We start from the raw sequence: 12258 nt of genomic DNA on the forward strand, positions 1-12258 counted from the left end.
ACGCTTCCTTCAGACCCCGCCTCGCGACGACGCCCTTGCGTTTCACTAGCCCTTCGCCCCATCTGGCTGGGCAGGGGACTCTCACCCCCAAGCTGTTGCGCATGCTCGGCGCACAAAAAAAAAAAAAGCCCGCTTTCGCGGGCCTTTAACAACCATCCGAGAATCTAAAAATCTCCCTCAGCCGGGCTTCACATTGAACAACTGGCTGATGAGTTCGCGAATCTGCGTCTCCTGCGCGTCCGAAAGAACGCCGGTCTTCAGCTTCACGGTGAAGCTGTTCGTATCCTTCGTGATGCTGCCAGCGTGGCTCTTGCCCGAAAAAATCTTCTCGATGCTCCGCTCCGAAACGCTTTGCTCGCTGTCGCCGCGATCCGACTGCGCGCCGATGGCGGCGGCCAGCTTCCCCTGATCCAGCGTCCCAGACACAACCGCCGGCCAAAGCTCGCGCGCCGCCTTCATCCCGTGTGCGCCATGCTTCTTGATGGCCGAAACGATCTCGTCCGCAGCCGATCCGCCCAGCAACCGGGGATTCAGATCGAGGTCACGGCGGATAAAATCGGGAAGCTTCTCGAACGCGAGAAACCGGTACAGCCCTTTGCGCGACATGCCCAACGCTTCCGCCATACGCGTGCGCGTCGGAAATTCACGCTCTGCGCGACGCAGCGACTGACCAATTTCATAGTCGGTCAGATCCTCGCGCCCCACGTTCTCGACCAGCGCGAGCACCGCCATATCCTGGTCCGAGCACTCAATCACCGACGCGCGAATCTCTTCCTCGTGCAGCAGGACATGCGCGCGCAGGCGTCGCTCGCCGGCGATCAACTGATAGCCGTTGTCCGCGCGCCGCACGACGACCGGCTCCACCAGACCCACTTCGCGGATCGATTCGGCCAGTGAAGCGAGGCCTTCGTCGCTGAAGATCTTGCGCGGCTGCCACGGGTTCGGCTGAATCGCGTTCACGGGAAGCATGAGCTTGTCGCTCGTGCTTTCGAGTTCCTGGATACGTTGCTGCGCCACGGCCAGCGCGCCCAGCATCCCCGGGCCCGTCTTGAACGCGCTACTGCGGCGTGGCTCCTGAGCGGCGGGCGCGGCAGGCCGTTCGGTCGTCTGGCGCTCCGAAGTCGAGCCGAGTTCCGCGGTCTTGGCCGCCATCTTGTCGCGAAACGAGCTCATTTCCCGGCCCTCCATTGCTCAACATAAAGGTCATCGATCCAGCGCACGTAATCCGTGAGCGGTTGTCGGACGCGCGCGACCGTCTTGTCGGCAAGGTCACCCTTGCTGATGTCGAACACGGTGGCCATCGCCAGCGCGCCATTACTCATGGCCGAGCTCGCCGGCACTTCCACCGCGCTCACCCAATCCTTGTAGGTGCGCTGCACCCAGGAACGAACGACCGGCGCCGACGACGTCTTGCCGTAATCCACCTTCGAAAGCAGCACCGAAACGAAGTCGTAGGTCTTTTCGTCGCCGCGCTCCATGATCGTGTGCGCGAGATCGGAGAAGAGACTCCAGAACGAAACCGAGCTGATGAAGTCCAGGCTCTCGGGAACCAGCGGCATGACCATCGCGTCGGCGGCCATCAAGGCGTTGATCGTGAGGTACGACAGCGACGGCGCGGTATCGAGAATGATGTAGTCATAGTGCTGACGCAGCGTCTGAATACCTTGGCGCAGCAAGTCCCAGAACTTGAAGCCCGGGTTCTTGATGACCGTGCCGGGAATATGAAATTCCGCCGAGAACAGCGTGGGGTGTGCCGGAATGACGTCGAGGCCATCCCAATATGTCGGCTGCACGAAATTCAGCAGGCCGCCTTCCATCTGCGGATCGTAAATGAACGGCAGGACCGTGCTGTCCTCCGTCACTTCCTTTTCCGCATAGAGACCGCAAAGCTCGGTGAGCGATGCCTGCGGGTCGAGGTCGATAAGCAGCGCGCGCCGCCCGCGCAACGTCAAACCTTGCGCGAGGCACATCGTCGTGGTGGTCTTGGTGGAGCCGCCCTTGAAGTTGGCGACGAGAATTACCTTGCCGTCGCCATCGCGCACGCCTGTATGAAGTGGCGTTTGATAAATATCCGAAACCTGCTGGACCCAGGTGCGCGCTTCAGGCAAGGTAAACACCCGGCTGCGCCCCGAACCCTGTGCCTCGCCCTGCGGCAGACCCTCGCGCGTAGCGAGCAGGTTGTTGAGCTTGATACGGTCGATGCCGCAGAGCTCGGCGACTTGCGCGGACGTGAATGTGGGCGCCATCTTCCGTGGCTTCGGCGCCAGCATCATTTCCCGAAGTTCTTCTGACAGATGACCGGCTTCCTCTGCAAACTGCGTGACCGCGGAAAGGTCCACGCGCCGATCGATCGATGGAAATTCGATAGTCTTTGCCATTAATACGCTTTTCATCGGAATTTGGATAAAGCGTAGAATACAGGAAAAGCGTATCGAAACACACTGATTGAGGTCGATTTTTAAAAAAATCGACCTTTTTATTTGCGCTATAACGGCCTCGAAGCCGTGAGTCCAGCCTTGGACCTTCGCCAGGCCATCAGGCCGTCCAGGCGACGATTAAGGCCATTTGCGCCGATCTGCTTATTTTTTACGCAGAAGGCCGTCCAAATCTTCCACCATTCTCACGCGTGCGGCGACTCATTCCCATTTTCGCCGTCACATAAGCATTCGCACGAACACGAGGAATTCGCGAAGGTCACGGTTTTTGTGCACTTTCGCCAATCCCGGAAATGATGTAGCTAACTCCGGGTTTCACAGTAACGGATTTTGTGCACGCACACGGACTTCGGCCGCTCAAGTCCAGACAAGCAGCACAAAAACCGTTACCTGCACCGACACCCGCTGAGCAGCGAACCACCGAAGCGTGGATCTGCACAAAAAACGTGACCTCCGTGCAAGGCCAGAGCAACGCTATTGCCGAACACTCGCCACGAAATGGCAACGGTTCTGTCCGCAAACAGTGCCCGCTCGCCAAAGCGCCAGAAAGTCAGCACAAAAACCGTTACCGTTCCCTGCCCGGACTCTCCTGACGCCGGCCGGCCATCCTCGAAGGCTCGTGCACATTAAACGTTACCTCTTCCATTAGCCCAATCCCCCTGCACAAAAACCTCAACCTTGGAGCGCTCACACGGTTGCGCACAAAAACCGTTACCCGATGGAGCGTTACGCGAGAGGAACTTGCCATCGAGCGCCTTCGATCAGCAGCTTGCACACAAACCGTTACTGTCCAGGTGCGTGCTCGCACATAAAACGTTGCCCAAAGGGCTTATAAAACGTCTCAGATGAGCCGACGGCGAGACGAATTCAGAAAGTCACACGTGCAAAACACCCGTCTATACGGTGATCCAGGCGTTCGACGCCAAGAAATTCGCCTCGAAGCCGTTATCCAATTCGCGGGAAATTTTGCGCGAAGCGTCTTCGCTATACGCGGTTGGTTTGTTTACTTAAACAAAGAAAACCCACAAACCCACTAACGTACGCATCCAACTCCTTTGTCTTCAACAACTTGGCGTCGAAAAGCAACGTTCCATGTGCAAGAGGCATCGATTTATGTGCGTATAGGTGCCGTTTTTTGTGCTGGCAATGGAGAGGTCTATGTGCAGTTCGGCACGTTTTTTGTGCCGACCCTTTCTCGCTCGCCATTCGAGGTAACGTTTATTGTGTTGACTTGTGTTAGCGGAGTGATAGAGTCGCGGCCAATATCGACGGAGAGCACGCGAATGTCGGAGGAGAGCGGACGCAGGACGACCACCCAGCAGATGTCGCTCGGGTTGTTTGAGGAGATGTCCGGCCAGCCCATCAGCGAGAGCACGAGAGAGATCGGCTTTCAGCGCAATAACGTTTTTGTGGCGATCAACGGCCTCGGGCTGTCGTCGCGGCGCTTTATCGACGCCGCCTACTTCATCGCCGCCCAGGAGCCGCTGCCGCGCGAGATCTACGACGTCGACCTGAACTATTTCAAGTGGCTCATGCGCTACGAGAGCCGCAACGTGCGCCATCTCCAGAGCGTGATCAAGGAGGCGCAGCGGGTGCTCATCGAGGTGACGGACACGCCGCCCGACCGCGCGCCCAGCGAAGAGGACCAGTGGATTTCCGAGCAGTTGATGGGCAGCGTCAAGATCGGCAAGGGGCGCATCCAGTTCCGCATCCCGCCACTGATGCTGCGTCACATCACCGGTCCGGACAAGCACCACTGGCTCAACCTGTGCATCACGGCCGCCTTCTCGCAGACTTTCGCGCGGGCGATCTACGACTACGTGCTGCCCTATGTGAGCGCTGGCTTCACGGAGTGGATCGAACTCGACGTCATGCGCCGCTGGCCCGGCAAGCTCGGTTCGAGCGCCTCGGAGTTCAAGCATTTCCGGCCGAAGTATCTCGATCCGGCCGTGCGTCAGATCAACGAGCTCTCGGACATCGACCTGAGCTACGAGACGCGGGCCGATTCCGAAACCTCGCGCAAGATCAACAAGATCCGCTTTCGCCTGAAGCGCAAGGATACGGTTGCCGCCATGCTCAGCCGTCAGCCCGACGCACACGATCTGCTGCTCACGCTCAAGGAAGAATTCGGCCTGAGCAACAAGCAGTTCGACGTGATTGCCGAGCATCGCATGAGCTGGACCGACGAGCGCATCCAGCAGGCCATCGAGTACACGCGTTTTCGCCTCAACCAGGGCAAGGTCACCAAGAGCCCGGCCGGCTACCTGATGAAGGCGCTGAGCCACAACTGGCAGGTGTCGGAGGCCGAGCGCAAGATGGTCGCGATCCAGAGCGAGATGGCTGCCGCCGTGAGCGCCGAGGAAACCGCGCGGGCCGCGGCCGGCAGCGCCGTGAAGCAGAGCATCGCCGCGCGCGACGAAGAGGCGCGCACGCAGCGCAACGAGGAAGTCCAGCGCGGGCGCGAGCACTTTGAATCCGCCGACGAGAAGACCCGCAAGGAGCTCGTGCGCCTGTATATCGCGTCGCAGGCCGGCAAGCTCATGCTGCGCCGCCTGAAGCTCGAAGCCGGCGCGTTGTCGGATGCGAATATCCTCAGCCACTCCGATCTGTCGTGGTATTTCGGGCAGTTCGTGTACGCGAGGCTCAAGCAAAGCGCCGCGTGACGTGCGTTTTTTGGGCGCTGTCCGGCCCCTGCGCATGGCGCCCGGAAAACGTGTGCCGACGACCTCAGTGCGCGTTTTTCACGCGAAACGCCGTGGTGCGAGGCCTGGATCCACGAGGTCGTTTCGGCGATTCCAGGCTAACGACGGCAGTCGCGCGATTCATCTGTATTCCTGAGCAAATCGTTCGATTGAACCGCTGACTCACACCGCGAGAACGAGCGCGCCCGCGGCCAGTTCGCCCAGCATGGTGCCGCGGCAGAGCGGGGCGCCGCAGCGGCAAGCATAGTCGCGCTGCGCATCGTCTGCGCTCTGCTCTTCGATTTCGAGCGCGTAGTCGATGAAGAGCTCCTCGCCGGGCGCGATATCGCGGATCGTTTCGATGAACACGCGTCCGTCGTCCTCGATCGCCTCGCAGTTCGCGGCGCACGCATGATTGAGCCAGCGCGCGCCATTGCCGCCGCGCCCGCCGTCGATCACGCGCCCATCGGAAAGGCCGAACAGGAACGTGTGGCCCGAGTCGCCGCGCCGCGCATTCCAGCGCGCCGCCTCGCGCCACGTGGTCACCATGCCCTTGTACTGGAAGATGCGCTCCCCGGCGCGCAACGGAAGCAGCGCGAATACGCCTTTGCCATGCACCGGCGATTGCCGGACGGTCACACGTTTCATAGTCGTTGGAATGGCGCGGTGGGGACACGGAGACGCCGAGTATAAGCCGAGAAAATGTCAGCGAATACAAGTGCGGCGAGCGAGCGGCCCGAGCCGGCGATTCCATCGCCGCGCGCGATGCGCTAGATTGACGTGGCGCTTGCGCGCGTCGCTTCAATGGCTATCGGGAGGGCGGGAACATGACGGCGTATTTCAGTGAAAAAGGCTCCGCCTCACCAGGGGGCGAGCACCCGCGCGAGCGGCACGACGCGCGCGTTCTGCCACCGGAACTCGTGGACGCGCTGAACGGCGAGCACCTCGAAGCGCGCGCCAACGAGGCCTTCCGGCTCTCGACCGTGAGCGCCGACGGCTGGCCGCATGGCGCGCAATTGAGCGTGGGCGAAGTTCTGGCCATCGACGCACAAACGCTGCTCGTGGCGATGTGGCCGCGCTCGAACACCGCACAGAACATGCTGCGCGACGCGCGCCTCACGCTGACGCTGGTGCACGACGGTGCGATGCTGGAGATACGCGCGCACGCGAGCCTGGTGGCGCAGCATCAGACCGACCTCGACCTTGGCGTGTTTCGCCTGCGCATCGAGCGCGTGGACGTGCATCGCGCGAAGTATGCCGAAGTGCTGAGCGGCGTGACGTTCCGCCTGCACGAGCGCGAAAAAGTGCTCGCGCGCTGGCGCGAGCAGATCGCGATGTTGCGCACGCATGTGTAGGGCCTGGCGTGCCGCGGTGCGCCGGTGGGTCCGGCGGTGGTCAATTAAGCGTAGCATCGTCCGCATGCCTGGCCATTGAACCGGTCTGCTGCGCGCGACGCGTTGGTCGTGCGCCCATGTCTACCCTGCCGGAGCGCACATGACGTTCTACGAAAACAAACCGTGGCTCGCGCACTATGCGCCCGGCCACGCGGCAACGATCTCGCAGGACTACGCCGACGCCCTGAGCCTGTTTCGCGCCGCCGTCGAGCGCGCGCCGCAGCACGCCGCGCTGCGCTACTTCGACGGCGCGCTCACCTACGCCGAGCTCGACGCTCAATCGGACGCGCTTGCGTGTGCATGGATCGAGCGCGGCTGCGCGCGCGGCGATCGCGTCGCCATTTATCTGCAGAACGTGCCGCAGTTCGTGATCGCACTCGTGGCGGCGTGGAAGATCGGCGCGATTGCGGTGCCCGTCAATCCGATGAACCGCGCGCGCGAGTTACGCGTGTTGCTGGCCGATTCCGGCGCACGCATGCTGGTTTGCCATGCGTCGCTCCATGAGGAAGTGGTGCGGCCCTTGCTCGCCGAGGAAGCTCGCGTGCAAGCCGAAGCGGGCAAAGCCGGCAAAGCGGGCGAAGGCGGCATCGCGCCGATGGTGATGACCACATCGGCGCTCGATTATCAGAGCCGCAACGACGAACGGCTTTTCGCGGGCATGGCGCGCGCGAACCCAACGGCGGCAGCGGCAGCGGCAACGGCAGCGCCGGTTCAGCCCGACGCCGAAGACCTCGGCGCCGTCATCGCCGCGTATCGCTCGCGCAGGCCGCCCGTCGTCGAATTGAGCGCGAGCGACGTCGCGATGCTCGTCTACACATCGGGCACCACGGGCATGCCCAAGGGCGCGATGAACACGCACGGCAACGTCGCGTTCAATGCGCAGGTGTATCGCGACTGGATCGGCCTGCGCGAAGGTGCGCCCATTCTCGGCCTCGCGCCGCTCTTTCACATCACCGGACTCGTGGGCCACGTGGCCGCCGCGTTCATCTGCGCCGCGCCGCTCGTGCTTGCGTTCCGCTTCGAGCCCGGCGTGATGCTCGATGCGATGGCGGAGCACAAGCCCGAATTCACCATCGGCGCGATCACGGCCTTTATCGCGCTGATGAATCAGCCGCAGGCGACGCGCGCGCATTTCGCCTCGCTGCGGCGCATCTATTCGGGCGGCGCGCCCATTCCACCGAGCGTGATCGAGGCGTTTCGCGCGCGCTTCGGCCACTACATTCACAACGGCTACGGGCTGACTGAAACGACTTCGCCCACGCACCTGGTGCCGGTGGGTCGCGATGCACCCGTCGATGCCGCGTCGGGCACGCTTTCGATTGGCGTGCCGGCTTTCGACGTGGACTCGTATATCGGCGACGACGCAGGGCGGCCGCTGCCGCCTGGCGAAGTGGGCGAGATCATTTCGCGCGGGCCGATGATCGTTCCGGGCTACTGGAACAAGCCGCACGAAAGCGCGAAGGCCATTGTCGAGGGTTATTTCCGTACCGGCGATGTGGGCTTCATGGACGCCAGCGGCTGGTTCTATCTCGTCGACCGCAAGAAGGACATGATCAACGCGGGCGGCTACAAGGTCTGGCCGCGCGAAGTGGAGGACGTGCTGTACACGCATCCGGCCGTGCGCGAGGCCGCTGTAGTGGGCGTGCCTGACAGCTATCGCGGCGAGACAGTGAAGGCCGTGGTGAGCCTCAAGCCGCAGACGAGTGTCACGCCCGACGAACTCGTTGCGTACTGCAAGGAGCGCATGGCGGCGTACAAGTATCCGCGCATCGTCGCGATCGTCGACGAACTGCCGAAGACCGTGACCGGCAAGATATTGCGGCGCGAGTTGCGTGATTCAGGTGTGTCGCGCGGGTGAGGCGCATGCAGACAAACGCGTAGGCAAACCAGAACGTCGTGACCTCTGAGCCCGCGAGCCGGCCAATAGGTGCGCTATGACGGGCAGAGTTAATCGATAGTTGTCGTCCGCCACGAACCCACGTGTAATGCGCTCTCGAGTAGCGCATGTGAAACAGTGAAGGGGACGAAAGTGAAAATCGTGGTGCCGGTTAAGCGTGTTGTCGATTACAACGTGAAAGTACGGGTGAAGTCGGATGGCACGGGCGTGGATATCGCCAACGTGAAGTTCTCGATGAACCCGTTCGACGAAATCGCCGTGGAAGAAGCGGTTCGTTTGAAGGAAGCTGGCGTGGCGACGGAAGTGATCGCCGTGTCTGCCGGTGTCGCGCAGGCGCAGGAAACGCTGCGCACTGCGCTGGCTATTGGCGCGGATCGCGCCATTCTCATCGAGTCGACTGAGGAGTTGCAACCGCTCGCGGTGGCGAAGTTGCTTAAAGCCGTTGTCGATAAAGAGCGACCTTCGCTGATTATCCTCGGCAAGCAAGCCATCGACGACGATTCGAACCAGACCGGCCAGATGCTCGCCGCCTTGGCGAACCTGCCGCAAGCCACGTTTGCTTCGAAGATCACGGTTGCCGATGGCAAGGCCACGGTCGCGCGTGAAGTCGATGGCGGCGCGGAAACGCTCTCCTTGAAATTGCCCGCTGTGGTGACCACGGACCTTCGTTTGAACGAGCCGCGCTACGTCACGCTGCCGAACATCATGAAGGCGAAAAAGAAGCCGCTGGAGACGCTCAAGCCCGAAGACCTCGGTGTGGACGTCGCGCCGCGTCTGAAGACTCTGAAGGTTGTCGAGCCGCCCAAGCGCTCGGCAGGCGTGAAGGTTGCGGACGTGAAGACGCTGGTCGAGAAGCTGAAGACCGAAGCCAAGGTGCTTTAAAGGTTAGGGGAGCGAGAAAGAAATGACGAATCTGTTGAACCTGGTAATAGCCGAACACGACAACGCAACCATCAAGGCTGCGACGCTGAATACCGTGGCTGCCGCGCAGAAAATCGGCGGCGACATCCACGTGCTGGTCGCGGGTCACAACGCTCAAGCAGCCGCTGACGCAGCAGCAAAGATTGCCGGCGTTGCGAAGGTACTGCTGGCCGACGCGCCGCAACTCGAAGTGGGTCTTGCAGAGAATGTCGAAGCCACAATCGTTGGCATTGCGAAGAATTATTCGCACATCCTCGCGCCGTCCACGGCAGCGGGCAAGAACGTCACGCCGCGTATCGCTGCGAAGCTGGACGTCGCGCAGATCAGCGACATCACGGCAGTCGACTCGCCGGATACGTTCGAGCGTCCGATCTACGCGGGTAACGCGATTGCAACCGTGCAATCGCAAGACCCCATCAAGGTCATCACGGTCCGCACGACCGCATTCGATGCAGTCGCGGCCGTTGGCGGCAGCGCAGCAGTCGAAAAACTCGACGCGGCAGCGGACAGTGGCCTTTCGCAGTTCGTCGGCCGTGAAGTCACGAAGCTCGACCGTCCGGAACTCACGAGCGCGAAGATCATCGTCTCGGGTGGTCGCGGTCTGGGCAGCGGCGAGAACTACACGAAGGTTCTCGAACCGCTCGCCGACAAGCTCAACGCAGCACTGGGCGCCTCGCGCGCGGCAGTGGATGCGGGCTATGTCCCCAACGATTACCAGGTCGGCCAGACCGGCAAGATCGTCGCACCGCAGCTCTACATTGCAGTGGGCATCTCGGGCGCGATCCAGCACTTGGCTGGCATGAAGGACTCGAAGGTAATCGTGGCGATCAACAAGGACGAAGAAGCGCCGATCTTCAGCGTCGCCGATTACGGCCTCGTGGGCGATCTATTCACGGTCGTGCCCGAGCTCGTCAAAGAGCTCGGCTAAGCGCCGCAACACAGGCGAAGCCGGACGGCAGTGCGAGGTCCGGCGGCACACAAAAGGGGCGCTTCGTGCGCCCCTTTTTTTCATCATCGCAGGCCTGGACTGGAGACAAACGCCATGTACAACGCACCGATAAGCGACATGCTGTTCGCGATGAAGGAACTGGCGGGACTCGAAGAGATTGCCGCGCTGCCCGGCGGCGAGGATGTCACGCCCGAGACCGTGCAGGCCGTGCTCCAGGAGGCGGCGAAATTGTGTGAAGAGGTGCTCGCGCCGCTGAACGTCGAAGGCGATCGCAATCCGAGCCGCTGGGAAAACGGCAACGTGCACACGACACCTGGTTTCGCCGATGCCTTTCGTCAATACGTTGCCGGTGGCTGGCAGGGCGTCCAACATCCTCAGGAATACGAAGGACAAGGACTGCCGAAGCTTGTTGGTACGCCGTGCATGGAGATGCTCAACGCGGCGAACCTGTCGTTCGCGCTGTGTCCGCTCCTGAGCGATGGCGCGATCGAGGCGCTTCTCACGGCGGGCAGCGAGGAACAGAAGCAGCGCTACGTGCCGAAGCTCATTTCAGGCGAGTGGACCGGCACGATGAATCTCACCGAGCCGCAGGCGGGCTCCGATCTCGCGGCCGTGCGCACGCGCGCCGAGCCGCAGGCCGATGGCACCTACAAACTCTTCGGCACCAAGATTTTCATCACGTGGGGCGAGCACGACATGGCGGAGAACATCGTCCATCTCGTGCTCGCGCGCACGCCCAATGCGCCCGAAGGCGTGAAGGGCATCTCGCTCTTCATCGTGCCGAAGTTTCTCGTCAACGACGACGGCTCGCCCGGTGCGCGCAACGACGTGCATTGCGTCTCCATCGAGCACAAGCTCGGCATCAAGGCGAGCCCGACGGCCGTGCTGCAATACGGCGATCACGGCGGCGCGGTGGGGCAGTTGATCGGCGAGGAGAATCGCGGCCTCGAATACATGTTCATCATGATGAACGCGGCGCGCTTCGCCGTGGGCATGCAGGGCGTGGCGATCGCGGAGCGCGCGTATCAGAAGGCGGCCGCATACGCGAAGGAGCGCGTGCAGAGCCGCCCCGTGGACGGGTCCGCCAAAGCGGCCGTGACCATCATTCACCATCCCGACGTGCGCCGCATGCTCTCGACCATGCGCGCGCTCACCGAGGCCGCGCGTGCGCTCGCGTATGTGGCGGCGGGGGAGAGCGACCGCGCGCGTCGGCATCCCGATGAGATAGTGCGCGCGCAGCATCAGGCGCGCTACGAATACCTCGTGCCGATCGTGAAGGGCTGGAGCACGGAGCTTGCCATCGACGTGGCGAGCCTCGGCGTGCAGGTGCATGGCGGCATGGGTTTCATCGAGGAAACGGGCGCGGCGCAGTTCTATCGCGACGCGCGCATTCTGGCGATCTACGAGGGCACCACGGCCATTCAGGCCAACGATCTCATCGGCCGCAAGACGCTGCGCGATGGCGGTGCGGCGGCAAAGGCGCTCGTCGACGAAATCGGGCAGACCGTCGTGCAGCTCGGGGCTCATGAAGGTCCCGCATTCAAGTCGATGGCGAAGCATCTGGCGCTCGGCCAGCAGGCGTTGGCCTCGGCGGTAGGCTTCGTGCTCGCCAACGCGAGGCGCGATCCGAACGCGGTTTTCGCGGGCAGCGTGCCGTATCTGAAGCTCGCGGGCATCGTGCTGGGCGGCTGGCAGATGGCGCGCGCCATGCTTGCCTCGCAGCGCTTGATGCAGGGCGATCCGAAGTTCCATGGCGCGAAGCTCGCGACGGCGCAGTGCTACGCGGAACACGTGTTGCCGCAGGCCGTGGCGCTTGAAGCGGCGATCGTCAGCGCGAACGGCGCCGAGGGCATGCTGGCGCTATCGGAAGATCAGTTCTGAGAAGGCGCATGCGGAGAACGGGCCGCGCGGCATCAACGTGACCGAAGAAATAAAAAACGGCGCCTTGTATAAGGCGCCGTTTGTACATGCGCGGCAGCAG

9 protein-coding genes are annotated in these 12258 nt (G+C 62.3%); 6 read left to right on the top strand and 3 right to left on the bottom strand.

Going from position 1 to position 12258, the window contains the following annotated elements:
- Positions 1-177 precede the first annotated feature (177 nt).
- Both L5014_RS14330 and L5014_RS14335 read right to left on the bottom strand, forming a co-directional pair.
- Positions 178-1173 carry a ParB/RepB/Spo0J family partition protein gene (locus tag L5014_RS14330; protein WP_238464404.1) on the bottom strand — a complete coding sequence of 332 codons (996 nt, stop codon included), beginning with the start codon at positions 1171-1173 and terminating at the stop codon, positions 178-180.
- Positions 1170-2378, bottom strand: a complete 1209-nt coding sequence (locus L5014_RS14335) for an AAA family ATPase (protein ID WP_238464405.1) — start codon at positions 2376-2378, stop codon at positions 1170-1172. The genes L5014_RS14330 and L5014_RS14335 overlap by 4 nt, the downstream gene beginning before the upstream one ends.
- A 1340-nt stretch (positions 2379-3718) precedes the next feature.
- On the opposite strand from L5014_RS14335, the gene L5014_RS14340 reads away from it, so the two are divergent.
- Positions 3719-5098 carry a replication initiation protein gene (locus L5014_RS14340; protein ID WP_238464406.1) on the top strand — a complete coding sequence of 460 codons (1380 nt, stop codon included), beginning with the start codon at positions 3719-3721 and terminating at the stop codon, positions 5096-5098.
- Between the two features lie 201 nt (positions 5099-5299).
- Here the strand turns inward: L5014_RS14340 and L5014_RS14345 are convergent, their stop codons facing one another.
- Entirely contained in the window at positions 5300-5764 is a 465-nt protein-coding gene (locus tag L5014_RS14345; protein ID WP_238464407.1) for an SET domain-containing protein, read from the bottom strand.
- A 179-nt stretch (positions 5765-5943) separates the two neighbouring features.
- Between L5014_RS14345 and L5014_RS14350 the strand changes: the two genes are divergently transcribed.
- From L5014_RS14350 to L5014_RS14370, 5 genes are all read left to right on the top strand, one after another.
- Positions 5944-6471 carry a pyridoxamine 5'-phosphate oxidase family protein gene (locus L5014_RS14350; protein WP_238464408.1) on the top strand — a complete coding sequence of 176 codons (528 nt, stop codon included), beginning with the start codon at positions 5944-5946 and terminating at the stop codon, positions 6469-6471.
- A gap of 139 nt (positions 6472-6610) precedes the next feature.
- Positions 6611-8368 carry a class I adenylate-forming enzyme family protein gene (locus L5014_RS14355; protein WP_238464409.1) on the top strand — a complete coding sequence of 586 codons (1758 nt, stop codon included), beginning with the start codon at positions 6611-6613 and terminating at the stop codon, positions 8366-8368.
- A 171-nt stretch (positions 8369-8539) separates the two neighbouring features.
- Positions 8540-9289, top strand: coding sequence for an electron transfer flavoprotein subunit beta/FixA family protein (locus L5014_RS14360; protein WP_238464410.1), 750 nt, complete (start codon positions 8540-8542; stop codon positions 9287-9289).
- Between the two features lie 31 nt (positions 9290-9320).
- Positions 9321-10256, top strand: coding sequence for an electron transfer flavoprotein subunit alpha/FixB family protein (locus L5014_RS14365; protein ID WP_238464569.1), 936 nt, complete (start codon positions 9321-9323; stop codon positions 10254-10256).
- Between the two features lie 114 nt (positions 10257-10370).
- Positions 10371-12158: an acyl-CoA dehydrogenase gene (locus L5014_RS14370; RefSeq protein WP_238464411.1), complete on the top strand. Its 1788-nt coding sequence runs from the start codon at positions 10371-10373 to the stop codon at positions 12156-12158.
- The last annotated feature ends 100 nt before the right edge of the window (positions 12159-12258 follow it).

The organism is Paraburkholderia tagetis (genome assembly GCF_022213065.1).
Lineage (GTDB): Bacteria > Pseudomonadota > Gammaproteobacteria > Burkholderiales > Burkholderiaceae > Paraburkholderia > Paraburkholderia tagetis.